The sequence below is a fragment of the Dokdonia sp. Hel_I_63 genome (genome assembly GCF_007827285.1).
Taxonomy (GTDB): Bacteria; Bacteroidota; Bacteroidia; order Flavobacteriales; family Flavobacteriaceae; genus Dokdonia.
Map to the genome: position 1 here is coordinate 3077929 of NZ_VISD01000001.1, position 24957 is coordinate 3102885.

General features: G+C 37.7%; 29 protein-coding genes. 21 read left to right on the top strand and 8 right to left on the bottom strand.

The window, feature by feature from the left end; all coding sequences use genetic code 11:
• Positions 1-13: 13 nt before the first annotated feature.
• Positions 14-1648, bottom strand: coding sequence for a TldD/PmbA family protein (locus JM84_RS13470; RefSeq protein ID WP_013751485.1), 1635 nt, complete (start codon positions 1646-1648; stop codon positions 14-16).
• 404 nt (positions 1649-2052) lie between these two features.
• Here JM84_RS13470 and JM84_RS13475 point away from each other — a divergent pair, with 404 nt between their 5' ends.
• The 7 genes from JM84_RS13475 to JM84_RS13505 all read left to right on the top strand — a co-directional run bounded on the left by JM84_RS13475 (position 2053) and on the right by JM84_RS13505 (position 7487).
• Positions 2053-2406, top strand: a complete 354-nt coding sequence (locus JM84_RS13475; protein ID WP_144784771.1) for a hypothetical protein — start codon at positions 2053-2055, stop codon at positions 2404-2406.
• 2 nt (positions 2407-2408) lie between these two features.
• The gene (locus JM84_RS13480) at positions 2409-3290 is read left to right on the top strand and encodes an aldose 1-epimerase family protein (protein WP_144784773.1); all 882 of its coding nucleotides are present in this window, start codon (positions 2409-2411) and stop codon (positions 3288-3290) included.
• A gap of 161 nt (positions 3291-3451) precedes the next feature.
• Positions 3452-3964: a hypothetical protein gene (locus JM84_RS13485; protein ID WP_144784775.1), complete on the top strand. Its 513-nt coding sequence runs from the start codon at positions 3452-3454 to the stop codon at positions 3962-3964.
• A 4-nt stretch (positions 3965-3968) separates the two neighbouring features.
• The gene (locus JM84_RS13490) at positions 3969-5231 is read left to right on the top strand and encodes a cation:proton antiporter (protein WP_144784778.1); all 1263 of its coding nucleotides are present in this window, start codon (positions 3969-3971) and stop codon (positions 5229-5231) included.
• 66 nt (positions 5232-5297) lie between these two features.
• Complete coding sequence (locus JM84_RS13495) at positions 5298-5999, top strand: ZIP family metal transporter (protein ID WP_144784780.1); 702 nt, start codon at positions 5298-5300, stop codon at positions 5997-5999.
• 79 nt (positions 6000-6078) lie between these two features.
• A complete protein-coding gene (locus tag JM84_RS13500; RefSeq protein WP_144784781.1) occupies positions 6079-6852 on the top strand; it encodes a TrkA C-terminal domain-containing protein in 774 nt (257 codons plus the stop codon).
• Positions 6853-6971: 119 nt separating this feature from the next.
• Positions 6972-7487, top strand: coding sequence for a PepSY domain-containing protein (locus tag JM84_RS13505; RefSeq protein ID WP_144784783.1), 516 nt, complete (start codon positions 6972-6974; stop codon positions 7485-7487).
• 11 nt (positions 7488-7498) lie between these two features.
• Here the strand turns inward: JM84_RS13505 and JM84_RS13510 are convergent, their stop codons facing one another.
• Positions 7499-7957, bottom strand: a complete 459-nt coding sequence (locus tag JM84_RS13510) for a Na(+)-translocating NADH-quinone reductase subunit F (protein WP_144784785.1) — start codon at positions 7955-7957, stop codon at positions 7499-7501.
• A gap of 353 nt (positions 7958-8310) precedes the next feature.
• Here JM84_RS13510 and JM84_RS13515 point away from each other — a divergent pair, with 353 nt between their 5' ends.
• Both JM84_RS13515 and JM84_RS13520 read left to right on the top strand, forming a co-directional pair.
• Positions 8311-9882, top strand: coding sequence for a hypothetical protein (locus JM84_RS13515; protein WP_144784787.1), 1572 nt, complete (start codon positions 8311-8313; stop codon positions 9880-9882).
• A gap of 73 nt (positions 9883-9955) precedes the next feature.
• Positions 9956-11785 (top strand): cytochrome-c peroxidase, encoded by a 1830-nt coding sequence (locus tag JM84_RS13520; RefSeq protein WP_261375752.1) that lies wholly within the window; start codon positions 9956-9958, stop codon positions 11783-11785.
• Between the two features lie 81 nt (positions 11786-11866).
• On the opposite strand, the gene JM84_RS13525 is transcribed toward JM84_RS13520, so the two are convergent.
• The 5 genes from JM84_RS13525 to JM84_RS13545 all read right to left on the bottom strand — a co-directional run bounded on the left by JM84_RS13525 (position 11867) and on the right by JM84_RS13545 (position 15290).
• Positions 11867-12307, bottom strand: a complete 441-nt coding sequence (locus JM84_RS13525; RefSeq protein WP_186439133.1) for a rhodanese-like domain-containing protein — start codon at positions 12305-12307, stop codon at positions 11867-11869.
• The gene (locus JM84_RS13530; RefSeq protein ID WP_013751473.1) at positions 12294-12599 is read right to left on the bottom strand and encodes a rhodanese-like domain-containing protein; all 306 of its coding nucleotides are present in this window, start codon (positions 12597-12599) and stop codon (positions 12294-12296) included. Before JM84_RS13530 ends, JM84_RS13525 begins: the two co-directional genes overlap by 14 nt.
• Before the next feature lie 72 nt (positions 12600-12671).
• The gene (locus tag JM84_RS13535; protein ID WP_144784793.1) at positions 12672-14060 is read right to left on the bottom strand and encodes an MBL fold metallo-hydrolase; all 1389 of its coding nucleotides are present in this window, start codon (positions 14058-14060) and stop codon (positions 12672-12674) included.
• 100 nt (positions 14061-14160) lie between these two features.
• Entirely contained in the window at positions 14161-14784 is a 624-nt protein-coding gene (locus tag JM84_RS13540; RefSeq protein ID WP_013751471.1) for a thioredoxin family protein, read from the bottom strand.
• A gap of 2 nt (positions 14785-14786) precedes the next feature.
• On the bottom strand, positions 14787-15290 hold the full coding sequence (locus JM84_RS13545; RefSeq protein WP_144784794.1) for a TlpA family protein disulfide reductase: 504 nt from the start codon (positions 15288-15290) through the stop codon (positions 14787-14789).
• A gap of 165 nt (positions 15291-15455) precedes the next feature.
• Between JM84_RS13545 and JM84_RS13550 the strand changes: the two genes are divergently transcribed.
• The 12 genes from JM84_RS13550 to JM84_RS15500 all read left to right on the top strand — a co-directional run bounded on the left by JM84_RS13550 (position 15456) and on the right by JM84_RS15500 (position 24372).
• Complete coding sequence (locus JM84_RS13550; RefSeq protein ID WP_144784797.1) at positions 15456-15917, top strand: MarR family winged helix-turn-helix transcriptional regulator; 462 nt, start codon at positions 15456-15458, stop codon at positions 15915-15917.
• Positions 15918-15921: 4 nt separating this feature from the next.
• Positions 15922-16494 carry a YceI family protein gene (locus JM84_RS13555; RefSeq protein ID WP_144784799.1) on the top strand — a complete coding sequence of 191 codons (573 nt, stop codon included), beginning with the start codon at positions 15922-15924 and terminating at the stop codon, positions 16492-16494.
• Positions 16495-16743: 249 nt separating this feature from the next.
• Positions 16744-18141, top strand: coding sequence for an anthranilate synthase component I family protein (locus tag JM84_RS13560; RefSeq protein WP_144784801.1), 1398 nt, complete (start codon positions 16744-16746; stop codon positions 18139-18141).
• 3 nt (positions 18142-18144) lie between these two features.
• The gene (locus JM84_RS13565; RefSeq protein WP_013751466.1) at positions 18145-18714 is read left to right on the top strand and encodes an anthranilate synthase component II; all 570 of its coding nucleotides are present in this window, start codon (positions 18145-18147) and stop codon (positions 18712-18714) included.
• Between the two features lie 10 nt (positions 18715-18724).
• Complete coding sequence (locus JM84_RS13570) at positions 18725-19246, top strand: hypothetical protein (protein ID WP_144784803.1); 522 nt, start codon at positions 18725-18727, stop codon at positions 19244-19246.
• Positions 19243-20235: an anthranilate phosphoribosyltransferase gene (trpD, locus tag JM84_RS13575; RefSeq protein ID WP_144784804.1), complete on the top strand. Its 993-nt coding sequence runs from the start codon at positions 19243-19245 to the stop codon at positions 20233-20235. Before JM84_RS13570 ends, trpD begins: the two co-directional genes overlap by 4 nt.
• A gap of 1 nt (position 20236) precedes the next feature.
• Entirely contained in the window at positions 20237-21013 is a 777-nt protein-coding gene (gene trpC, locus JM84_RS13580) for an indole-3-glycerol phosphate synthase TrpC (RefSeq protein WP_144784806.1), read from the top strand.
• A complete protein-coding gene (locus JM84_RS13585; protein ID WP_144784809.1) occupies positions 21010-21408 on the top strand; it encodes a hypothetical protein in 399 nt (132 codons plus the stop codon). Before trpC ends, JM84_RS13585 begins: the two co-directional genes overlap by 4 nt.
• A 62-nt stretch (positions 21409-21470) precedes the next feature.
• Positions 21471-22097 carry a phosphoribosylanthranilate isomerase gene (locus tag JM84_RS13590; protein WP_261375753.1) on the top strand — a complete coding sequence of 209 codons (627 nt, stop codon included), beginning with the start codon at positions 21471-21473 and terminating at the stop codon, positions 22095-22097.
• A gap of 10 nt (positions 22098-22107) precedes the next feature.
• On the top strand, positions 22108-23310 hold the full coding sequence (gene trpB / locus JM84_RS13595) for a tryptophan synthase subunit beta (RefSeq protein WP_144784813.1): 1203 nt from the start codon (positions 22108-22110) through the stop codon (positions 23308-23310).
• 81 nt (positions 23311-23391) lie between these two features.
• Positions 23392-24153 (top strand): tryptophan synthase subunit alpha, encoded by a 762-nt coding sequence (gene trpA, locus JM84_RS13600; protein WP_144784815.1) that lies wholly within the window; start codon positions 23392-23394, stop codon positions 24151-24153.
• 90 nt (positions 24154-24243) lie between these two features.
• Complete coding sequence (locus tag JM84_RS15500) at positions 24244-24372, top strand: hypothetical protein (protein ID WP_261375754.1); 129 nt, start codon at positions 24244-24246, stop codon at positions 24370-24372.
• Positions 24373-24449: 77 nt separating this feature from the next.
• Here JM84_RS15500 and coaD read toward each other — a convergent pair whose 3' ends face one another.
• A complete protein-coding gene (coaD, locus tag JM84_RS13605; RefSeq protein WP_049783469.1) occupies positions 24450-24941 on the bottom strand; it encodes a pantetheine-phosphate adenylyltransferase in 492 nt (163 codons plus the stop codon).
• Positions 24942-24957 lie beyond the last annotated feature (16 nt).

Below are 24957 nucleotides of genomic sequence, written 5' to 3' on the forward strand. Positions count from 1 at the left end.
TAAAAATTGACGATTAAACGTTACGACCTGTGTTGATCACATTAATATCATTAAATCGTGTCGTGGCACTTCCATGTGATACTGCGCTCACTTGTGAAGGCTGCCCTTTCCCGTCGAAGAATGATCCAAAGAGACGGTAGTCACTCTGATCACATATTTTTGCACAAGAATTCCAGAACTCTTGTGTATTAGATTGGTATGCTACATCATTAAGCATCCCAACTATTTTTCCATCCTTAATCTCGTAATACATGGTACCACCAAACTGGAAGTTATATCGCTGCTGGTCTATAGAGTAAGATCCGCGACCTGCAATGTAGATTCCTTTTTCTACATCCTTAATCATATCATTAATAGAATACGGCTCCTTACCTGGCTCTAGCGAGATATTAGGCATACGCTGGAACTGTACATCGTTCCAACTTTGCGCATAACAACATCCATGAGATTCGTTCTGGTCTATCATTTGTACTTGGTCACGTATTGCTTGGTAATTTACCAGCACACCATTACGTATGATATCCCATTGCTTGGTTTTCACACCTTCATCATCCCAGCCTACAGCTCCTAGTGATCCTACTTGTTGCTTATCTGCCACAATGTTTACCAGGTCACTACCATATTTAAAGTTTTTAGACTTCCACTTATCTATGGTTGCAAAACTTGTTCCTGCATAGTTTGCCTCATACCCAAGTACACGATCAAGCTCCGTAGGGTGACCTACAGACTCGTGAATGGTAAGACCTAAGTGATTAGGCTCTAGTACAAGATCATATTTACCAGCATCTACAGACTTTGCAGTAAGCATTTCTTTAGCCTGCTTTGCAGCCATGGCAGCATCTTCTATAATATCGTAGCTATTTCTATATAATTTTAATCCTTGTGGTCCTTCTAGTTTTTCTGACTCAAGACCATCTAGGTATTCATACCCAAGTCCCATAGGAGCACTCATAGCCTGGCGAGTTTTAAACTTACCACCACCTACAGCCGTCACGCCAAATGTAGGCCAGATACGGTGTACATCTTGATCAATATATGACCCTTCGGTAGAGGCAAAATACTTTTGCTCATTTACCATAAAGAGTGCAGAGTTTACAAAGTTGGCCCCATTAGACTGCGCAGCAGCATTTGCCGTAAGCAACAACTCTACCTTCTCAGATACAGGTACTTCTTTAAAGTCTTTTTTAATAGGCGTTTTCCAGCTCACCTCACCGTAAGAAGCTTCTGGAGCTAGCACTACTGGGTTGGTTTGGAATTTTGAGTTAGCCTTAGCAATTGCTACTGCTTGTTCTGTTGCCTTCTGGATACCATCTGGCGTTACATCATTAGTAGATGCAAAACCCCAAGTACCATTTGCAATCACGCGTATCCCTATCCCAAAAGATTCGGTATTTACAACGCCTTGCACTTTATCTTCACGTGTGCGCACAAACTGGTTTAGGTATCTCCCTATTCTAGCATCTGCATATGAAGCACCTAAACCTTTTGCCGTATTAAGGGCGACATCTGCCATTTGTTTTTTAAGCAGTACGTCCATTCCTGGTTCGAGCAGTGCTTCTGTTGGGATATTGTTTCCCAGCATCATCGATGGCACCATTAAGGCACCTGCTCCCATACCAGCGAGTTGGACAAAATTTCGTCTTTTCATAAGGTCTTAGGTTTTGTTGAATTGATTGTTTTATTGCGTTTTTAACATATAATTATTAAAAGCAGTATAATATCAGAATTTATGTTAAGGTGTCTTGTAGTATAAATGCTAATTATATCTTAAAATTTTACGCTTTCGCGAAAATGTGATTTCCCAAACACCAATTCTATTAAAAAAAACAGAGGATACAACCGATTTAAATTGTAAATAAAAGTTGAAATCCTAAAGAAAGCACGTAGATTTATAAAAACACTACCTTGAAAATAAATAAACATACACTCATAAGCCTCTTAGGAATAGGAGCATTTAGTTTACTCTCAATTTTAGAATTCACTCACTTAATCAAGTATGTGCTAGAACAATTTCTAATAATTTACAATTCTAATTCGATAAGCTCTTTATGGATGCCTGAAATAACGGGTACTGTTATTTTTACAATCGCTATAGTAGTATGTGCGAAGTATATCAAATCATCCATTATCATAAATAGTAAGAAATGTTTGTTTAGTTTGATTTCAATATTTTTTATAATTATGCTATTACAATTTCTATCATCCTTCTATGGAACTGGTTTTTTGATTAGTACTTTTCCAACTGAGTTTGACTACTACTATGAGCTAAAAAAAGAAAACTTACAACTTCTAGCAAACCTGGCATTAGCTCCTATATTTAGATATCTAATCGTGGCTATTGTCTTAATTTGGGAAGTAAAAAATCATGATGATGCACATATAGACAATCCAACACAAAAAATGTAACCATGCTCCACACCATCCACAACGAAAACCTCATCTGTACCATTACTTCAAAAGGGGCAGAAATACGTTCCTTAATTAATAAGGAGACTGGTGAAGAATATATTTGGCAGATAGATCCTTCTGTGTGGGGAAGTAGTTCGCCAGTGTTGTTTCCTGCTATTGGTAATATTAAGGAGAATAAGATTGTTTTTAATGGCGAAGACTATGCCATGACTAAGCATGGAATTATAAGAAATAATGAGCAGCTTGATTTTCAGCAGCACGACGCGTCTAGTTGTTCTTTTACGCTCACAAGTTCTGATGAAACCTTACGACAGTATCCATATACGTTCCATTTTCGCGTAAGCTTTACCCTTGTTGAGTATCGATTGTTAATGACCTATACGGTTACAAATAATGATACCGTGCCTATGCATTTTGCATGTGGTGGTCATACTGCTTATGCTTGCCCGCTTGATGAGCATACTGCACTATCTGATTATGTCATTGAGTTCCCAGAGCCACTTGACCTTGAGTCTCGCACGCTAGGAAATAGTGGATTATTATCTCCTGAAAAACGACCTATTAAAACTGATAACGGCCAATTACCACTCTCAGAAACGATCTTTAATGAAGATGCTCTCATCTTTACAGATATTAATTATGATTGGGTACGACTGCGTAAAAGGGATGAAAAGAAAGGCATTATCGTGCGCTTTAAGGATTATCCAAACCTCGCATTATGGTCAAAACCTGGTGCAGACTATGTGTGTATTGAGCCGTGGTTAGGACTTCCAGATAGTGAAGATGAAAGTATCGATATCACTAAAAAAGGTTCTTATAAAACGCTTTCACCAGGTGCAACCTTTGATATCACTATTGAAACCGAAATAGAGCAAAACTGACTGCCGTGACGTACTCACCTCTTCTTAAATAATAGCTATCACGCATTCTGAATATTTAAAAAACGAACGATAAAGCAGAAAAGTAGTATCTTCTTTCCATATTATATGCTTCTTGAGCGTACTTGATATTCTAAAAGCACTCATTTAACTATTGCATTATTATGAAAATAACAACTACTCTCTTAGTACTATGTATCGCTACCACAGCTTTTTCTCAGCGTGAGAAAACAAAAAAACCAGGCGTTTCATTTAAGATATCTACAGAAGCTGTCGCTCAACCATCTGAGAAACTCAATAATATACTTGATTATTTTGAAGATGAAGATCTTTTAACACGCGTATTGAATGCTCCGTGTAATGATTGCGATACCACCGTAGACCAACTAGAAAAGCAATTTCTTGTCAGTAGTTTAAAAGAGATAAAGCAACATTTTGCTTCTAAAATCTCTATAGATGAACATGATTTTTTGAGAATAGAAGGACATCAAGGAAAGGTTTATAAAACAAAAGAAGAGGTGATAAACGCATATCAAGAGCACCTAGCTATTGAAATCAAAGAGTTGCAGATTAGAATAAATATGAACGAAAAGGAGATTGAAAAACATAGACTGGCACCTATACCTCCTCCAGCGGTTCTTGAGGAAACAATTAGAGTAAATAATAAAAACAACTAGCCTTATGGCGTTAATCGTAGAAACCCCTCCTTATTTTGTTGCGCTAGCATGCACAGGTTTTGCCATCTCACTTATGGCGTTCATTCCCGTGTATTCAAAAAAAATAAAAATCACTTATATCATACCACTACTACTATTAGGTATGATATTATTTTTTGCGGGCGCACCTCTTCCTTGGCCAGATCCGCTATGGGAGTTAGAAATAGGTAAGATAGTAAGTGAAGTTATTGTGATCATAAGTCTTATGACGGCTGGACTCAAAATAGGCACGAGTTATAAATGGAGTGACTGGAAAAAACCATTATCACTGGTAGCGATTACAATGCCCTTATGCATGATTGCCATCTTTGCCATTGCTCATTTCTTACTGGGACTCAATGGTCCCGTTTCTTTATTACTCGCAGCAGTGCTTGCGCCTACAGATCCCGTGCTTGCTAGTGAGTTAGAACTAGAAGAATATCAAGATTTAAAAGAGAGAAATACAGGTTTACGTTACACACTTACCGCAGAGGCTGGCATAAATGATGGACTTGCTTTTCCATTTGTTTTTCTAGCTATTTTATGGAGTGAAGCTAGCAGTTTTCAAGAAATAGACTGGATGCATTTTATGAGCTATTATGTTTTATTTAAAATTATAGGTGGTCTCTTAGTTGGCGCCTTAATAGGGTTTATATATAGCTGGGTGGTACAGTACCATAGTAAAGAACATCAAAAATATATACTTAATGGTTTTATTGCGGTCGCACTCACATTCTTCTCTTACGGTCTAGGGGAAATACTGAGTACTTACGGTTTTTTAAGTGTGTTTGCTACTGGTGTATTTATGCAATATCACTGCCGAAAATCTACAGAGGATAATATAAATACTTCTATGCTGCACTTTGCAGAGGAGACAGAAAAATTACTCGTCGCACTATGGACTATCTTTTTTGGTGGCGCACTAGTCTCGGGTATTTTATCATATACAGGTGTAAATGGCATCATAGCGAGTCTAGTTATTGTACTAGTATTGCGACCTATTTTTGGGTATCTCGCCATGCTTACCACAAACTTTTCAAAGGCAAAAAAATGGGCAATTAGTTTCTTCGGGATACGCGGTATAGGGAGTTTCTTTTACCTAAGTTATGCTTTGATACACGGTAATTTTACAGAGTATGACGAGCTATTTGGTATTGTGAGTTACGTGATTCTCTTTAGTATTCTTATTCACGGACTTACGAGCCTTCACGTGATTGATTATTTTAAGCGAACAAACAAGGCCGCTTAACAATATCACTGTTGCCTATATATATAATATTTTTTATTGGCTTAGAGCCAAAATATCTTTTTCATCATGCTTATTACTATCCTTGTTGTTTTTGTTGTTTCTATGTCACTCGTTGCTGGTGCCTTATGGGGATTGTATGGAAGACTAACAAAGAAGACAGAAGGATTTCTCATTGCACTTGCTGGAGGAGCACTCATAGTATCTGCAGTGTTAGAGCTTATAGAACCTGCTATGGAGGATGGTGATGTATTGCTACCGCTCTTGTTTGTTTTTATAGGAGCTTTGGTATTTACAGGCTTAGATTTTTATGTAAAAGAAAAATGGAGTTCAAAAAGCGGTGGTGCAGGTCTTCTAGCAGCCATAACCTTAGACGGGCTTCCAGAAAACTTAGCACTTGGCGTAGCACTCATCACGGCAGATCCGCTCGCTGTAGCCGCTTTTTCTGGATCGATACTACTGTCTAATCTTCCCGAAGCTGCAGGAGGAGCAAAAGAAATGAAAGACGACGGAAGGTCTAAAAGATCAATCCTCATACTATGGACAGGGACTGCGATATTGCTTTCTGCCGCAGTGCTAGTAGGTTACTTCTTTCTAGAAAACGTTTCTAAAGATATCCTAAACAATATACGGTGTTTTGCCGGTGGTGCTGTCGTAGCTTCACTTGCTATTGAAGTTTTTCCAAAAGCTTTTAATGAAGACAAATACTGGACTGGACTCGCAACTGCTCTAGGTCTTATCATTGCCTTTTACCTCAATAGTCTGTCATAAATAGTGCTTGCTTGACCACATGTTTTTGTAAGATGATTACAATAAATAACTAGCTTTGTAGCTCCTAGAATTACCACATATGATTGCAGCTGTTTCCCTATTCCTTATCATCACCATCTCTGTGTTGATTACTAAGATTTCTACTATCGCACTAGTCCATACTGGTCTTTCTGAAGAAAGTGCCAAGTTTCAATCACGATCTGCTTACACTGGTGCAGGCTTGAGTACAGAAGAAACTGAAAATATCATGAATCATCCTGTACGCCGTAAGATTATTTACAACTTGATGCTCATAGGTAACGCAGGTATTGTAACTGCGATGTCATCATTGATACTCACCTTTGTGCTACCAGAATCTAATACTTCTCGATTTTATGGTTTTTTGATTATTGTGGGCGGTATTCTAGTGTTATGGTTTGGGATACGTAGTAAATGGGTTAATCGCGGCTTATCTAAAGTGATTAATAGAATGCTCAAAAAGTATACAGACTTAGAGGTTCAAGACTATGCTGCTGTATTACACCTAAAAGACAATTTTAAAATTATAAAAGCTACCGTAGATACAGATGGCTGGATGTGCAATCGCACACTACAAGAGTTAGACTTACGAGAAGAAGGAATCACTGTGCTAGGTGTAGAGCGTGAGGGAGCAGGATATTTTGGATCTCCATCAGGTAATTTTAAAATGTTACCACATGATGAAGTAACACTCTATGGTAAGTCTGATGGCATTAAAAGTATCTACAATCGCAAGAAGAATCATTATGCGCATCTCGAGCATAAGAAATTTGTAGAAAAAGAAGAAGAACGTAAAGCAAATGATGTAGAAAAAATGAAAACTAATATAGACTAAATCCAGTCTTATCTCATTTTCATTACAATAAGAAGATATCTATATTTTTGATCTTTTACAGGTCTTCTACTTTTCCTCAAACTTAGTTTTTTATACCTTGCGCCTCTAAAATAAAATTCATGGCTCGTAAAAAATCTACTTCACTTAAAATGCGTATTCTTCACAGATACCTAGGCTTCTTTCTAGCAGGAATCATGGCAGTTTATGCGATAAGTGGAATTGTTTTAATCTTTAGAGACTCAGATACTTTTAAGAATACGGTTGTTATTGAAAAAACGCTTGACCCTAACCTCTCTGCTCCATCACTAGCTAAAGCTGTAAATAATAAGAGACTTAAGGTAACTAAAGAGGAAGGCGGTGTCCTTTACTTTGCAGAGGGAACGTACAATAGCACCACTGGAGCGGTTGTATATTCTAAAAAAGAATTGCCTTTCATTCTTGATAAGCTTACTCACTTCCATAAAGCCAAATCTGGAGATCCACTATATTTTTTAAATATCTTTTTTGGACTAAGCTTACTCTTCTTTGTAATATCCTCATTCTGGATGTTTATTCCATCAAGCCCTATTTATAGAAAAGGAATGCTCTTTGTAGCAGGAGGAATTGTGCTTGCGCTTATATTACTATTTGTCTAGGCGTATACTTATTAAACATCACTTAAAGCCCTTTTTTCTGCAGTAGCAGAAAGAAACTGCTGTTGGATATCCATTACATCCTCCACACCATCTAGCTCGCATAAGTAATGTATAACGGCACGCATGCCATTAAACATCACCTCATCCCCTTGCGGATCTGTTGGTTTCATACTGCCGCGGCTTATAGGTAACTCATAACCGCAAGCTCGTAAAAAGACACCTTCAATCTGGAGTAATTCACTAGGTAAATACCCATAAAAACGTTTACCAAAAGTCTCATTTACCTTTCCTACATAATTGAGCACAAGCGACCCATGAGCATCTGTCATGTGCTTCCACATATCTTTATTGTCACAAATAGTTCCAACTGCACAAGCCGTACAGCAACCTGGATGCAAGCTACCATCAGAAAATGCTGCATATAGTTTTGATAAAGCTTGTTCTAGTCTAAATGGAAATATAGTAGTCATCGCCAGTTTTTTACTATAAAGTTAGCATTTGTCTTTGAGATAATATGTTAATAGTGTGTACAAAAATATGGTACTTATCCTTTTCACAATAACAGCCCCTAAATCCTTTTTGTCTGATTTTCAATCCTTTTAGTTTTGCTTTCGCGAAAGCGTGCCTCTCATTTTCCCTTAAAAAATATAAGATTTATTAATAGGTTGCTTTAACTAAATGTAAAATCTCGTTTTATTAAACAGTTAAGGCTTTACATAAAATAAACGCTTTTTTAATAAAAAGGCTACGATTAGGTAACGTTTACTCTTTTACTCTGAGACTACTTTTAAACCATTCTAATAATCAACTAATTACTCAAAAAATGAAACAAGTAAAGTCAATTTTTTTAACAATGCTATTTATAGCAGGAACAGGTGTTCTTTTTACAAGCTGTGACGATGCCGAAGATGGCATGGACGGTATAAACGGTGTAGATGGCATCAATGGACAGGATGGTGCCAATGGACAGGATGGAGCAGACGGTGAAGATGGAGATGATTTTGAAATGGGAACTACAATATTTTCAGATAAATCTGCAACGCCACCACTAGTTGCAATGTCTCCACAGTTTAACTATGTAGAAGCATACTCACTAGTATCTACTCCTGATGTTATAGGAGGAGATTTTCAACTTGCAGGATCTGCAGATGGTTCTGGATTTTTAGTAGATGGTGAAGATTACATTTATGTAACTAACTGTGAAGATAGTTATGCAGTGGCTCGTATCCGTTTTGATCAAAATCTAGTTCCTATCTCTGGAGATTACTTACTAGATTCTGGAGTTTCTGACTTTGCAAGACAATGTAGTGCTACTATGTGGGAAGCAGATATACATGGAGGAGATGAAGATATCTTTTTATCTGCTTCAGAAAGTATTAACTATGATGTAAAAGCTATCGACCCAAGGGTAACTACTCCAACGCCACAAGCAGATTTTGGACTAGACGCACTAGGAGAATTTTCTTGGGAAAACGCAACTCCGCTACCTAAAGGTGCTTATTCTGGCGCTACTGTAATTGTAGGTGGTGATGATGATTCAAGTAACTCTGAGGGACAAGTAGCTATGTACTACTCTACTGCTGGTGATGCAGATTTTACTGGAGGTTCTATCTACGTACTACGTTTTAAGCAAGTATCTGATGGAATGGGAGGTGTGCAAGATGTTATGCCTAACACTTCTTATAACGAATCTTCTCTAGATTTTCAAGCAGAATATGATGTAGAATTTGTAGAAATCCCTAATGGAGCTGCACTTACTAAAAACGAAATGGAAACTGCATGTAATGATGTATTTGCTGCACAGTTTATGCGTGTAGAAGATGTAGATTACCAAAAAGGATCTGATGCAAATGGAAGAAATGTATTCTTTGCAGTAACAGGACGCGGACCAGGACAGGGAACTTACAACGACTGGGGAACTGTATATAAACTCGCTCTTGATGACAACAACCCACTAGAAGGAAAGCTTACTCAAATCATAAGTGGAAACACAGATACAAATAACCAAGACGGTAACCTTGCTGCATTACAAAGCCCGGATAACATCTGTGTTACAGAGAACTTTGTATACATACAAGAGGATCCTAACTCTTTCTCAAGAGGTCATGCTGCATACATTTATCAGTCAGACTTAAGCGGTACAAACGTACAGCAGGTGCTTGAGCTTGTAGTACGCCAGGATCTAGCAGATGATAACAGTACTGGTTTAAGTGGAGAATTTGGTGCACTTATAGATATCTCTGATAAAATAGGAGAGCCAAATACATTCCTATTAAACATACAACCACACTACTGGAGAAGTGAAGATTTTAAGGCACTTGATGGTCATACTAACAGTGCTTATGAGGATAACCAAGCATCACAAGTTGTATTGCTAAAAGGTTTACCTAGGTAGATACAAGCCCATATTATTTTAATAAAGCGCAATCTCATTTTTGGGATTGCGCTTTTACAATGAATACATTTACATGAAAAATATAGTAATAAAGCAGCTTCTTATACTCATAGTAATTGCAGTCGCACTACTCTATAGCTGCAAAGGTGATACGGAAAAATACACCTCAACACCTGAAGTAAACTGGGAGGCATCAAGGGAAATCTATTTAAATGAACTAATTAAAGCTATAGCTGGAATAGATACTCTAAAACAACTTCCTGTAACAGATGCAAAAGCTAAAGAAGTTTTTAAAACATTGCGTATTGCTTTCAAAAAAGCAGAGCCTTATGCGTCGTACCTCAACCCTCCAGTAGGACACCGAGTAAATGGACCAGCATTACCTATTTACAAAGAGGATAATGAGAAAACAATGAATCCTGTAGGCTTACAAAAAATAGAAGAAAGCATTTATGAGGGTGAAACCTCTCAAGGCCAATATGACAAAGAGCTTACGGTCACTTACGGACTTTTACAAAATCTCAAAAAAAATATTGAGAAAAGAGAACTCAATGCTCCTAGGTATTTTACAGCAACTCATCAGCAATTACTGAGAATACTGAGCTTCTCAATTGCAGGTTTTGATACTCCTGTAAGCCAACTAGGTATTGCAGAAGGTGCTGTGTCTCTACAGAACTTACATGATACCTATCGCGCAAGCATTCAATCTATTATTCAAGCTAAGGACGAAGCACTAGACAAGCAATTCACTTCCCAAGTAGAAAATGCTATCACCTTTATTAATGAGAATAGTGACTACGATACATTTAATCGCTATTCCTTTACACGTAACCACCTGACGCCTATCACACGCAGCTGGGTAGCTATCAGGAAAACTAGCGAACTATGGGAAGGAAACCAGAGTACTCCATTTAACTTTGACGCTCCTACGTTCTTTGAGGACGATAGCTTTAATGTGAGCTTCTTTACTCCTAGTATCAATAAAAACCCTACAAATGAGCAAATCACTTTAGGGAAGAAACTATTTTTTGACGAAAAGCTATCCACTAGCGGTACAATGGCATGTGCAACTTGCCATGATCCAAAAAAGGCATATGCAGATGGTCTTGTTGTAAATAAAAGCAATACTGGTGAAGCACTGCAGAGAAACACGCCTACGCTGCTTAATACTGTGTTCCAACAAAACTTTTTTGCAGATGGTCGTTCCAATTCAATTATTGACCAAGTATCTGCGGTATTTACAAATGAGAAGGAGTTTAATACTAATGTGCATGAATTTTCTACAAGGATTCTAGAAGACCCTAGCTACTTAGAAATGTTTGAAAAAGCTTACGGCGGAGTATCTACGCGCAATACAGATGTAGTAAAGGCAATCTCTTCATATGTAAGCACGCTCAATACTTTTGATTCAAAATTTGACCGTAATATGCGAGGAGATGAAGATACATTTACAAAAGAAGAGCAATCAGGGATGAATCTTTTTATGGGTAAGGCACTATGTGCAACGTGTCACTTTATGCCACTCACAAATGGCACTGTACCTCCTTTTTTTGCTGAGACTGAGCGTGAGGTTATAGGCGTTCCAGAAACAGCAGAAAATAAAGAACTTGATGATGACACAGGTTATTACTGGCGCTTTGAAGCAGAACAACATAAAGGTATGTTTAAGACTCCCACAGTGCGTAATGCAGCACTTACAGCTCCATATATGCACAATGGTGTATATACCACACTAGAGCAAGTAATGGACTTTTACAACCAAGGCGGTGGCGGCGGACTAGGATTTGACCTTCCACATCAAACCTTACCATTTGATAATCTCAAGCTCACAGATGAGGAACTTGCTTCCTTAACTGCGTTTGTAAAAACACTCATAGATGATAAGGTAGAGGATAATTACTAGCAGTTGCTAATAGAAAATATCAACCCACAAAAAAGCCCATCAATTAGGATGGGCTTTTTTTATGTAATGTAAAACGAGTAACTACTGTATTGGTTTTCCTGCAGAATTCCAATTATTAATTCCGCCTTCAAGATCATAAATCGTTGTAAATCCTGCTTCCTTAAGTTGTTGCACGCACTTGGCACTTCTACCTCCTTTTGCACAATACACATAAACAGGCTTACTCTTATCTAGCGTTTCTATTTGAGATTGCCAGTTAGGATTATTCATTTCAAAATGCTTAGCATTTTCAAGGTGACCACCCTCCCACTCATTATCTCTGCGTACGTCTACAAGTTGTGCTCCTGTAACTAACGCTTCCTTTTCAAAGGTATCAACATCAATCACTGTGATAACTTCTTTAGTAGCAACACCGCTTATTTCTTTTTGAGAAGTAGCTTCATTACAACTCCACAGAGAGAAACAAAGCGACATCACAATGAGCGTATATCTTAAACGCTGGCTATTCTTAATGCGCTGCATCCCAAGCATTATAACCACCTAACAAGTTGTATGTGTTGTTTAACCCTTTTTGCCCCATAAGAGCACATGCTTGTACACTACGTACTCCTGAGCGACAATACACGTAATAGTTTTTACTCTTATCAAGCTTTTCTACCTCATCAAGGAATCCTTGACCTAGATATATATCAATATGTTTTGCCCCTTCTATCATTCCGTTTTCTACTTCTTCTTCCGTACGTACGTCTAGAATTACAGCATCTTTATCTTGAGCAATTTTTTCTTCCCATTGTGGGATTGTTAAATCTGTCATTGTTTAATATTTGTGCAATAGTACATATCTCTATGAGCCATCGCAATTAGTATTTGTTTAAAATTAGATGAATTATGTCAATTTAATGCTAGAAGTATCTGCCTTTTTTATGGCACCATATCCACCTAGCACATTCACTACATTATTTATGCCATATGACCTTGCTATAGATGCATAAATAAGAGATCTATAACCACCTGCGCAATGTATGTGATAGGTATAACCTGCTTCCAGCGTGTGCGCATTAACGTGCACTTCATCTAGACCCATATGTTGCAGTCCCTCTATATGACTTGTTGCATATTCACCAGCTTTACGTACATCTAGCGGATTCTTAATATCGCCAGTAGCAATACCATCTACAAATTCTTGAGCTGTTACTTCTGCTGTAGCAACTACCGTCCTGCCAGATTGCTCCCAAGCCTCTACTCCTCCTTCTAAGAACCCTAAACTATTATCATAACCTACTCTCGCAAGTCTCGTTACTACTTCCTCTTCAGTACCTTCTTCGGCGATAAAGATTATTTTTTGGTGAATATCTGCGATGAGTGCTCCTATCCACGGTGCAAACTGTCCTTGTAATCCTACAAACCAAGCTTGAGGTAATGACGCTTTCGCGAAAGCGGAAACACTTCTTGTATCAAGTACGAGTACCTCCTTTTCATTTGCCAGTTTTTCAAACTGATCAGGAGTCAAAGCCGTTGTTCCTCTATTGATAATGGTATCAAAATCTGTATTTGCCTTCTTATTCATTGCCACATTATGTGGAAAATAAGCTGGTGGAAGTGTCAAGCCATCTGTGAGCTCTTTAATAAAGTCCTCTTTATTGAGCTTAAATGCGTAATTATTTTGCTTTTGATTACCTAGCGTATCACTGGTCTCACTACTCATGTTTTTACCGCAAGCAGATCCCGCTCCATGTGCAGGATAAATGATAATGTCGTCAGATAAAGGTGCAATCTTATGGTGTAATGAGTCATATAAATGACCTGCAAGATCTTGAGTTGTAAGATCAGTTTTGGCAGCGAGATCTGGTCTTCCTACGTCACCTATAAAAAGCGTATCCCCTGTAAAAAGAGCTCCTTCTTTTCCTTGTTTATCTTTAAGAAGGTAACACGTAGACTCCATGGTATGACCTGGCGTATGGATGGTGGTAATAGATAAATCTCCCAAGATAAATATCTCTCCATCACTCGCGCTGTGATAGTCATATCCAGCCTTTGCATTAGGTCCTAAAATCACGGTAGCGCCAGTAGCTTTTGCAAGATCAACCTGACCACTCACAAAATCTGCATGAAAATGAGTTAGAAAAATATACTTAATGGTCGTCTTATTTTCTGCTGCAAGATCAAGGTACGGTTGTACCTCGCGCAGAGGATCTATAATAGCTCCTTCTCCATTTGAACTTATAAAATAAGCTCCTTGAGCTAGACATTTAGTATATAATTGCTGTAATATCATTCTGGGATTTTGAGTGCAAATTTACGAAATACTCGCAGATGTTATTAGACAAAAAAAAGAGCCCACAAAAGGCTCATTTTATAATTTTATTTTTCTCAAATTACGATTTAATAGCACAACCTATTGCTTTGGTTTCTTTAAGCGTAACTTCTTTGCCTGACAAAATCTCATCAAGGGCATTCTCTAAGTATTTTTCTGTAACAGCTTTTTCATCTCGGCTACTATTATCTATAGCGCCTATGTACTTAACTATATTTTTTTCTTGAACGCGTTGCAACACGTATACATGTGGAGTTTTGGTCGCTCCATATTTAGGAAAAATTTCTTGACCATCATCTAGCAAATAAGGAAATGTAAATCCCTTCTTCTTTGCACGTTGTTGCATCGCTTTAAAACTGTCTCCAGGCTTAATATGTGGATCATTAGGATTAATCGCGATTACCGGATAACCTAACTTTTTATATTTTGTATCAATAGCAATTAATCTATCTTCATTAGCTATTGAGAAAGGACAAGTGTTACATGTAAACACAACTACAAAACCCTTTGCATCCTCAAAGTCACTCAATGACATCATCTCATTATCTATATTACGTAGATAAAAATCTCCTGCTTCATCACCTATGTCGTATCCGCTTCTATCCTTTTTAATAACAGCATTTGCAGCAAATGCAGATACTACTACTACTAAGGCTAATAACGTTAAGATTTTAAATGTTTTCATTATTAATTAATTAAGGTATTCAATTCTTGCTCTATTTCTTCATAAGTAAAAGAGCGCTCATAAAATTTCTTTCTTTTTGATCCCGTGATAAGTGTTGCTGGTATCGCACCACTCCACGAATCATTTACTTTTGGTATCCACGCATTTGCATCTCCATCATCTAGATATAAAACTTCAGATTGTAAATCTTTCTTCTCAACAAAAGCTTTAAGAGCTTCTAATTGATCTGGAAAGTCAAGACTCACTAATAAAATAGTTACATCTTTATTTTTATACTCTTCTCCTAACTTTTCAAAAGCCGGCAACTCCCTGATACATGGAGCACACCATGTTGCCCAAAAGTTTATCACTAAAGTTTCAGAAGGATGATTTTGTATATAATATTCTAAGCCATCATAATCCAATGCTTTTATATTACTACCTTCTATTAATGCCTCTTTATAATCCTTTTGCCCTTCTTGGCAGGATGTTAAGATGATTAATAAGACAATTAGCATTCGCTTCATCCTTCAAAATTATTGTGATTGTGTCTTTTACACTTCTCAATTAACACACTTTATGAGAGGATTGTTAAGGATTTTAGAATGCTTTCAACCTTCACGTGTTAAAAAACTCATAAAGACTTTGGTCAGTTCATTTACAAACGTACATTTGTATATACAAATATTGTAATGACAATAGAAGAGCATATTAAAACAAAAACTTTAGGTATAGCACAAAAGCTTACTATAAACCTATCATATACAGCACAATGGTCTAATGATATACTTGCGAGTGCATTGAAGTCTCACGATTTGTCATTACAGCAATTTAATGTGTTGCGCATATTAAGGGGACAAAAAGGAAAGCCAGCAAATCTCTCTACACTCAATGAGCGTATGGTTACTAAGGCTAGTAACACGACAAGACTAGTAGATAAGCTTATCAAAAAAGAATTAGTAGCACGAGCTACTTGCCCTTCTAATCGCCGTAAAGTAGAAATCACTATTACAGATGGTGGCCTTTCACTACTAAAAATACTTGACACGGCGATTAGTAATGCCGAAGAAAAAATTACGTCCCAACTAGACAATAATGAGATAGAGCAGCTCAATAACTTGCTCAATAAATTACGAACAGAAACAAAAAACTAAAAAAATGAAAAAGAAAATCACAACAGCTTTATTAGCACTTATCGTTACTACAGGTGCATTTGCAAACACAAACCCAATTCTTAAAAAGGTTATTGTAAAAGAAAGCAGTATCAACTGGACTGGAAAAAAAGTATTAGGCCAACACAATGGAACTATTGATCTTGTTTCTGGTTCATTAGAAATGGAAGACGATAAACTAGTAGGCGGAAATTTTGTTGTAGACATGACAACTATCGCAGTTACGGATCTTAAAGCAGGAGAAGGAAAAGAAAAACTAGAGGGACACTTGAACTCTCCAGATTTCTTTGACACTGCAAATCATAATGAAGCAACTTTTACTATTACAGAGGTTACAGAAAGTGCTACTGGATATAATGTTGTGGGAGACCTAACTATTAAAGGTCATACAGAATCTGTATCAGTAAATATGGTTGTAAGTGAAAATACAGCCACCACTACTTTTAATGTAGACCGCACAAAATATGGAGTACGTTACGGATCGGCATCATTTTTTGACAACTTAAAAGACAACGCAATCTCAGATAATTTTGAACTTGCTGTAAACTTGACTTTTTAAATACAATCCCTAGATTAGCCCGAGAAAAGCTCAATATATAATTTTTATAGATTGAGCTTTTATATTAACAAAGTGGTTACTATCTTTGAATAACAAATGAAAAACAATACAGTACATACTTGGTGGTGGATTACACAACAATCGTTGTCGTAAGCGCCTACCTATGTTTTTACATATACAGCCTGTCTTACGACAGGCTTTTTTTATGCTCTCAAGTCGCCTTAAAGCCGACAATAATTTAAATGAATAATGACATATAAATTAAAAACTTCCTCAAAACGCCTTCTGGCAGACACCATTACTCCGGTATCCGTATATCTAAGATTGCGTGACCGTTTTCCTAATAGTTTGCTGCTCGAGAGTAGTGATTATCATGCAAATGATAACAGTTTCTCATACATCTGCTGCAATCCTATCGCTTCCATAGAAGTGGGTAACGGCATCATAACACAGCAATTTCCAGATGGTAAAAGCGAGGAAATAACAATTACTGATGATACTAACGTTGTGGGTGTTTTAGACGCTTTCGCGAAAGCGTTCTCATCTACAAAGACCGCTCATAAATTCATAAATAATGGCTTGTTTGGCTATTTATCGTATGACTCTGTGCAGTACTTTGAAGATCTAAAAATCTCCAAAAAAGAGGAAGATCTGAATATACCGGATATCTATTATGCGGTATATCAAAATATCATCGCTATCAATCACTTTAATAATGAAGCGCACATCTTCTGCCACAATACTTCTGGAGAAAGTAATATTGAGGAGATAGAGCAAATGCTCAAGTCAAAAAACTTTGCCGAATATAAGTTTGCTCGTAATAATGAGCTTACCAGCAATATTACAGACGAAGATTACAAAGCACTTGTAGACACCTGCAAGAAGCACTGCCAGCGTGGTGATGTATTCCAGATTGTACCTAGCAAGCGATTCTCTCAGCAGTTTACTGGTGATGAGTTTAATGTATATAGAGCACTACGTAGTGTAAATCCATCTCCTTACTTATTCTATTTTGATTACGGAGATTATAAGATTTTTGGGTCTTCACCAGAGGCACAAATCATTGTGCAAGATAGAAAGGCAGAGATTCACCCAATTGCAGGAACCTTTAAAAGAACAGGTAATGATGAGCAAGATGCCATCCTTGCCAAAGAACTTGCAAAAGACGAAAAAGAAAACTCAGAGCACGTAATGCTGGTAGATCTTGCTCGCAACGACCTATCAAGAAATGGCCACGATGTTACGGTAGAGACCTATCGTGAGGTGCAGTTTTTCTCTCACGTGATTCACCTTGTGAGTAAAGTAACTGGGCAAATGCATGAGGACAGTAATACACTACAAGTAGTGGCGGATACTTTCCCTGCAGGAACCTTAAGCGGAGCACCAAAGCACATGGCTATGCAGCTTCTCGAAAAATATGAAAATCGAAACAGAACCTTCTACGGTGGAGCGATAGGTTTTATGGATTTTTACGGTAATTTTAATCACGCAATTATCATTCGTTCATTTTTAAGTAAAAATCACACGCTACACTGGCAAGCAGGCGCTGGAGTAGTATCAGGAAGTGACCCAGCAAAGGAATTACAAGAAGTTTATAACAAATTAGGAGCGCTTAATAAAGCACTTGACATCGCAGAAGACATATAGACCATGAAAAAGATATTAGTAATAGATAACTACGATTCCTTTGTGTACAATCTTGTGCACTACCTAGAAGAATTAGATTGCATCGTGACTGTAAAGCGTAATGACCAGTTTGCACTTGAAGAGTGTGACCACTACGATAAGATACTACTCTCACCTGGCCCTGGAATTCCTGATGAAGCTGGCTTACTTAAAGACGTTATCAAAACCTATGGAGGAAGAAAACCTATTCTAGGCGTTTGCCTCGGGCAGCAAGCTATAGGCGAAGTTTTTGGAGGAACTTTAATTAATCTTGATAAGGTATTTCACGGAGTAGCAACACAGGTTCAAATAACAAAGCCAGATACTGTACTGTTTAAGGACCTAGGTGAAGATATAGCTGTTGGACGCTACCATTCATGGGTAGTAGCTACAGAAGATTTTCCACCAGCACTGGAAATTACTGCGATTGATGATAATGGTCAGATTATGGCTTTACGTCATAGGGAACTTGATATACGTGGTGTACAGTTTCACCCAGAATCTGTACTAACACCAGATGGAAAAACGATGATTAAAAACTGGGTACTTAGTTAAACTTTTAGTTATGAAAATCACAGTACTACTTTTATTGAGTTGCTTCCTGTTAATGGGAGGTTGCGATAGCACGCAGAAATCTGCTCAACCTGCTAGTCAAAACGAACCAGAAGTAGTGATAGAAGCATCTCCAGAACCTTTGAAAGAGGTATTGCCAGAAGAGAAAACAGATGCTCATAAAAAACTGATTTTCAATACAAAATTAAGTGTGAGTCCAGAAAGACCTAACTGGGTTCTGTTTTCAAACGGCACCTACGTTATATTCCCAAAAGGAACTAGTAAAGATGATATGCGCAAGAGCGCAATAGGTCTTTTGCAACGCTACAATAATGAACCTTTTAAAGTAAGAAAATCACCTATCGTAAAAGGATGGGTAGCAAGCTCTCCAAAAGGCATTTATAATTATGTAGCGCTAGCACAAGCGAGCTCACGCCTAGCAACCAATAAAGAACTTGCAAGCATAGGAAAACAAAATGTAATGAAAGATAAGGCAAATCCTGTGATCATTCACATCAACATACCAAAACGATGAAACAAATACTCAATAGATTAATAAATCACAATCAGCTCACAAAAACAGAGAGTCGTGAGGTACTCGTAAATATTTCTGAAGGAAAATATAATCACAGTCAGATTGCTTCTTTTCTCACAGTCTATATGATGCGTAGCATTACTGTAGATGAGTTAGAAGGTTTTAGAGACGCATTGCTAGACCTCTGTCTTGCAGTGGATTTTTCTGAGTATAATGCTATAGATCTTTGTGGTACTGGAGGTGATGGAAAAGATACTTTTAATATCTCTACACTTTCTAGTTTTATCACTGCTGGTGCTGGAGTAAACGTTACAAAACACGGTAATTACGGAGTGAGCTCTGTGAGTGGTAGTAGTAATGTAATGGAGCACCTTGGGATTAAATTTAGTAATGACAAGGACTTTTTAAAACGTTCTATGGATGAAGTGGGCATGTGTGTATTACACGCACCACTCTTTCACCCTGCTATGAAAAATGTTGCTCCCATACGTAGAGAACTAGGTGTAAAGACCTTTTTCAATATGCTAGGCCCTATGGTTAATCCTGCGTTCCCAAGCAACCAGCTAGTGGGCGTTTTTAATCTCGAACTTGCTAGAATGTACGGATATTTATATCAAAAAGGTGATAAGAATTTTACCATACTACATGCCCTAGATGGTTATGATGAGATCTCACTTACGGGAGCCACAAAAGCAATTACTAATCATACAGAGATGATGCTCGAGCCAGCAGATTTTGGCGTAAGCCCGCTTCTACAGAAAGATATTTATGGTGGTGATACTGTGGAGTCTTCGGCAAAGATATTTATGGATGTGATTTCAGGTAAGGGAACAGACGCTCAGAATAATGTGGTGTGTGCAAATGCAGGAATGGCGATTGCCACCGTACAGGGGCTAACACCTCTTCAAGGATTTGAAAAAGCAAAAGAGAGTTTGTTTTCTGGTAAAGCCGCTCAAAAACTAAGCAAATTACAAGCCTTAAGCAACTAAGATGACGATACTAGATAAAATTACAGCAGATAAAATCAAGGAAGTAGCTTTGAGAAAAAGTCTTATTCCTGTGAGTCAGCTAGAGCAATCTGTGCTTTTTGAACGAGATATTATTTCGCTTGCTACCGCAGTACGCAATGGCTCTGGTATTATTGCAGAGCACAAAAGAAGATCACCAAGTAAGTCTGTTATAAATAACAGCTTAAACGTGCAAGATGTAGCTCGTGGTTATGAGCAGGCAGGTGTAAGTGGGATGTCGGTTTTGACAGATATGAAATACTTTGGTGGTGCACTAGATGATTTAATTATTGCTAGAGCAACGACTAGTTTTCCACTATTACGCAAAGAGTTTATAGTAGATGAATACCAGATTCTTGAAGCCAAAGCCTACGGTGCAGATGCAATATTACTGATTGCAGCTACGCTTTCGCGAAAGCAAATAGAGCAGTTTTCCACCTTTGCAAAAAGTCTTGGTCTCGATGTGCTTTGTGAATCTCATAATGAAGAGGAATTACAGAAGTCGATTATGCCATCTGTAGATATGCTAGGCATCAACAACCGAAATCTTAAGACCTTCGAAGTAAGTCTAGAAACGAGCAAGGAACTCATCAAGCAGATTCCAGACGATTTTACAAAAATCTCAGAAAGCGGCATTAGCTCGGTTGAAGCGATTAAAGAACTAAAACCACACGGTTTTCACGGATTTTTAATTGGTGAAAACTTTATGAAAACAGATAATCCAGGAGAGAGTGCAGCAACTTTTATTAATCAGTTATGAAGTTAAGATATAAAAAGAAAAAGCTTATTATTTATGCAGTGATTGCCATTGTATGGAGTTTACTTGGCATTATATCCTTTATAGAAAATGAAAACAATTTCATGAAGTACTCGTACCTCGTGCTTGGTGTCGTGCATATTATAATATTTATATTATATCAACATCAAGGATATGCAAAGATTACCAATGGTGTTTTAATCGTTGGAGAATTGAAAAAAAAAAGAATCTCCATTGATCAACTTATAGAGATTAAACACGTGGCTGGAGATTTTGTACTTGTTTCGGAAACAAATAAAGTAAGTCTTAGTAAGGATCAAGTGCGCGAGGAAGACTGGAAAGAGTTTATAGCAATCCCAAAGATTAAAACCTTAGATCCACATCAATATAATTCTTAGAAGATTAAATAATTACAATTAACCTCAATCGCAATCCTATCATGAAAATCAAAATATGCGGTATGAAATATAATACACAAGAGGTCGCTGCATTGCAGCCAGACTATCTTGGATTTATATTTTATGAGAAGAGCAAACGAGATTTTGGCGACCTAGAGATTCCTGAATTACCTGAGGGAATTGACCGCGTTGGTGTTTTTGTAGATGCTGATATTGCTTTCGCGAAAGCGAAAATAATACAGCACAACCTCAACGTAATCCAGTTGCACGGGAGTGAGTCGCCTGAATACATAAAAGAACTTCAAGGTTGTGTGGTCGAGCGCAGTCGAGACCTCAACATTTGGAAAGTTTTTGGAATAAAAGACAACTTTGATTTTGAAAAACTTAAGCCTTATGAAGGAATTGTGGATGGCTTCCTTTTTGACACCAAGGGAAAAGAAAAAGGAGGAAATGGATACACCTTTGACTGGAGTGTATTAAAAGATTACACGTCTCAAACACCTATTATTTTAAGCGGTGGCATAGGACTAGAAGAAGTAGAAAAAGTAACAAAAATACTGGCGACAGATTTGCCTATTATCGCACTTGATGTAAATAGCAAGTTTGAAGATAAGCCAGGAATGAAGAATATAGAAAAATTGAAAAAGTTTAAAGCAGCGATTGCAGCGTTTACGCCGTCTCGCTCATAATACAATTGCTATGAATACACTAGAAAAAGAAAAAAGTTACCAAGCAGACGAGAGAGGCCATTATGGAGATTTTGGAGGTGCTTTCATCCCAGAAATGCTCTATCCTAATGTAGAAGAATTGCGCTCACAGTATGTACAAATCATGCAAGAGCCAGACTTCCAAGAGGAGTTCAAGCAACTCTTAAAAGACTATGTAGGTCGCCCTACGCCACTTTATTATGCAAAAAGATTTAGCGAGAAGTATGGTACAAAAGTGTACTTAAAAAGAGAAGATCTTTGTCATACAGGAGCTCATAAAGTAAACAACACGATAGGTCAGATTTTAATGGCGCAGCGTCTAGGTAAAACTAGAATCATTGCAGAGACTGGTGCTGGACAGCATGGTGTTGCCACGGCTACCGTTTGTGCACTTATGGGACTAGAATGTATCGTATACATGGGTGCTGTAGATATAGAGCGCCAAGCGCCTAATGTGGCACGTATGAAAATGCTAGGAGCAACTGTACGCCCAGCAATGTCTGGAAGTAGAACGCTTAAAGATGCGACTAACGAGGCTATACGTGACTGGATTAATAACCCAGTAGACACTCACTACATTATAGGTTCTGTAGTAGGGCCACACCCTTATCCAGATATGGTAGCTCGTTTCCAGTCGGTGATTTCTGAGGAGACTAAGAAACAATTATTAGAAAAAGAAGGAAAAGAAAATCCTGACTATGTAGTTGCCTGTGTAGGTGGTGGTAGTAATGCTGCTGGATTATACTATCACTATCTAGATCAACCAGATGTAGGCATTATTGCTGTAGAAGCTGCTGGAAAAGGAGTAGATACTGGTGAGAGTGCTGCAACATCTGCACTGGGACGTGAGGGAATTATACACGGAAGTAAGACCTTATTAATGCAAACAGACGATGGGCAGATTACAGAGCCTTACTCTATCTCCGCTGGTCTTGACTATCCTGGTGTAGGACCTATGCACGCAAACCTGTTCCGCTCTGGACGTGGGGAGTTTATCTCTGTTACAGATGAAGATGCGATGACAGCTGGACTAGAATTAAGTAAGCTAGAAGGAATTATTCCTGCGATAGAAACAAGTCATGCGCTTGCTATTTTTGAAACCAGAAAATTCAAAAAAGATGATATTGTAGTGATCAATCTTTCAGGACGTGGTGATAAGGATTTAAATACCTATATCGATTATTTCAAATTATAGAAGCACGCTTTAGCGAAAGCAAAATAAACATCAACAATTATAAATTCCCACCTATGCGGGAATGACAAAATATTTATTCAGATGAATAGAATAAAACAAAAATTACAAGAAGATAAAAAGCTACTAAGCTTATACTTCACTGCTGGATATCCAGCGATAGATGATACCGTTTCTATCTTAACGCAGCTTCAAGAAAGCGGTGTTGATATGGTGGAGATAGGATTACCTTTTTCAGATCCGCTAGCAGATGGGCCTACTATTCAAGAGTCAAGTACTGCTGCGCTTCATAACGGAATGACTACCGAAAAACTTTTTAGCCAGTTGGACGGTATTCGTGAGACCATTCACATTCCGCTTATCGTAATGGGTTACTTTAACCCGATGTTGCAATATGGCGTTGAAAAATTCTGTAAGCGCTGTCAAGAAATAGGTATCGATGGTATTATTATGCCAGACTTACCACTAGCAGAATACGAAGCGGAGTATAAAGCAATTTTTGAAAAATACGGACTTATCAATGTGTTTCTCATTACCCCTCAAACGAGTGATGCGCGCATCCAGCAACTAGATGCAGCAAGTGATGGTTTTATCTATATGGTGAGTAGCGCGAGTACTACGGGTGGTACAAGCGGCTTTAGTAATACGACTTCAGATTACTTTGAGCGCATCGCTGCAATGAATCTAAAGAGCCAGCAAATTGTAGGATTTGGTATTAGTAATGAAGAGACTTTTAAAGCAGCCACTACCCATCAAAAAGGAGCCATTATAGGAAGTGCTTTTATAAAGCATATTACTAATAATGGAGCAAATAGTGTGGCTAGCTTTGTAGAAACCATTAGGTAATCAACACTTTAACCTAAGACTAACAAGCCTTTAAGACGAATTAACAACTGTGATTTTTATCTTTATATCAACTTAAAAAAGAAAAAGATTATGGAACGTAAATTTGAAAGAAAAATAGAGCAAACTAACCCGACCAATCCAACGGGAAATGTAAACCAGACTACAAATGACTTTGATATCGATAAAAAGACTATCAAAGAACAACAGAATAAAAAGTAAGTTGAGATTACCCTATATATAAATGGTAAAGCCGCCCAATGGGCGGCTTTTTTATGATTTTATCTGAGTAAATTATACTACGCTTTCTCTTGAATTTCTTTCCAAATCCCATTTGCACAAGGTTCTACCACATCTGGCACTAGACCAGAACAGTCACCACCATTACGTATTACATCGCGCACAATAGATGAGGAGATATAACTCTTACCAGAGCTGGTAAGTAAGAATACGGTCTCGATACCAGATAATTTTCTATTAGTATGAGCTATCGCTTTTTCAAACTCAAAATCTCCAGGGTTACGCAGTCCTCTTAGTATGAATTCGCTTTCTTGCTCCTTACAGAAGTCTATAGTAAGACCTTTATAAGTCATTACTTTAATACGCGGCTCATCTTTAAAAGTATCTTCTAGAAATTGCTTGCGCTGCTCTAAAGAGAACATATATTTTTTATCTGAGTTGACACCTATAGCAAGTATTACCTCATCAAAAAGGGTAAGACCTCTTTCTATAATATCATAATGCCCAAGAGTAATAGGGTCAAAACTTCCAGGAAATACTGCTTTTCTTATCATAATCTATAGCTTA

Coding starts and splice junctions, on each gene's coding strand:
- JM84_RS13570 (WP_144784803.1), top strand. CDS start 18,725: ATGAAAATCACAGTACTACTTTTATTGAGTTGCTTCCTGTTAATGGGA.
- JM84_RS13470 (WP_013751485.1), bottom strand. CDS start 1,648: ATGAAAAGACGAAATTTTGTCCAACTCGCTGGTATGGGAGCAGGTGCC.
- JM84_RS13530 (WP_013751473.1), bottom strand. CDS start 12,599: ATGACAGATTTAACAATCCCACAATGGGAAGAAAAAATTGCTCAAGAT.
- JM84_RS13535 (WP_144784793.1), bottom strand. CDS start 14,060: ATGATATTACAGCAATTATATACTAAATGTCTAGCTCAAGGAGCTTAT.
- JM84_RS13545 (WP_144784794.1), bottom strand. CDS start 15,290: ATGAAGCGAATGCTAATTGTCTTATTAATCATCTTAACATCCTGCCAA.
- JM84_RS13555 (WP_144784799.1), top strand. CDS start 15,922: ATGAAAAAGAAAATCACAACAGCTTTATTAGCACTTATCGTTACTACA.
- JM84_RS13560 (WP_144784801.1), top strand. CDS start 16,744: ATGACATATAAATTAAAAACTTCCTCAAAACGCCTTCTGGCAGACACC.
- JM84_RS13480 (WP_144784773.1), top strand. CDS start 2,409: ATGCTCCACACCATCCACAACGAAAACCTCATCTGTACCATTACTTCA.
- trpC (WP_144784806.1), top strand. CDS start 20,237: ATGACGATACTAGATAAAATTACAGCAGATAAAATCAAGGAAGTAGCT.
- JM84_RS13565 (WP_013751466.1), top strand. CDS start 18,145: ATGAAAAAGATATTAGTAATAGATAACTACGATTCCTTTGTGTACAAT.
- JM84_RS13500 (WP_144784781.1), top strand. CDS start 6,079: ATGATTGCAGCTGTTTCCCTATTCCTTATCATCACCATCTCTGTGTTG.
- JM84_RS13520 (WP_261375752.1), top strand. CDS start 9,956: ATGAAAAATATAGTAATAAAGCAGCTTCTTATACTCATAGTAATTGCA.
- JM84_RS13505 (WP_144784783.1), top strand. CDS start 6,972: ATGGCTCGTAAAAAATCTACTTCACTTAAAATGCGTATTCTTCACAGA.
- JM84_RS13490 (WP_144784778.1), top strand. CDS start 3,969: ATGGCGTTAATCGTAGAAACCCCTCCTTATTTTGTTGCGCTAGCATGC.
- trpD (WP_144784804.1), top strand. CDS start 19,243: ATGAAACAAATACTCAATAGATTAATAAATCACAATCAGCTCACAAAA.
- JM84_RS13485 (WP_144784775.1), top strand. CDS start 3,452: ATGAAAATAACAACTACTCTCTTAGTACTATGTATCGCTACCACAGCT.
- JM84_RS13590 (WP_261375753.1), top strand. CDS start 21,471: ATGAAATATAATACACAAGAGGTCGCTGCATTGCAGCCAGACTATCTT.
- JM84_RS13525 (WP_186439133.1), bottom strand. CDS start 12,307: ATGCAGCGCATTAAGAATAGCCAGCGTTTAAGATATACGCTCATTGTG.
- JM84_RS13540 (WP_013751471.1), bottom strand. CDS start 14,784: ATGAAAACATTTAAAATCTTAACGTTATTAGCCTTAGTAGTAGTAGTA.
- JM84_RS13495 (WP_144784780.1), top strand. CDS start 5,298: ATGCTTATTACTATCCTTGTTGTTTTTGTTGTTTCTATGTCACTCGTT.
- JM84_RS13510 (WP_144784785.1), bottom strand. CDS start 7,957: ATGACTACTATATTTCCATTTAGACTAGAACAAGCTTTATCAAAACTA.
- JM84_RS13475 (WP_144784771.1), top strand. CDS start 2,053: ATGCCTGAAATAACGGGTACTGTTATTTTTACAATCGCTATAGTAGTA.
- JM84_RS15500 (WP_261375754.1), top strand. CDS start 24,244: ATGGAACGTAAATTTGAAAGAAAAATAGAGCAAACTAACCCGACCAAT.
- JM84_RS13585 (WP_144784809.1), top strand. CDS start 21,010: ATGAAGTTAAGATATAAAAAGAAAAAGCTTATTATTTATGCAGTGATT.
- JM84_RS13550 (WP_144784797.1), top strand. CDS start 15,456: ATGACAATAGAAGAGCATATTAAAACAAAAACTTTAGGTATAGCACAA.
- trpA (WP_144784815.1), top strand. CDS start 23,392: ATGAATAGAATAAAACAAAAATTACAAGAAGATAAAAAGCTACTAAGC.
- trpB (WP_144784813.1), top strand. CDS start 22,108: ATGAATACACTAGAAAAAGAAAAAAGTTACCAAGCAGACGAGAGAGGC.
- JM84_RS13515 (WP_144784787.1), top strand. CDS start 8,311: ATGAAACAAGTAAAGTCAATTTTTTTAACAATGCTATTTATAGCAGGA.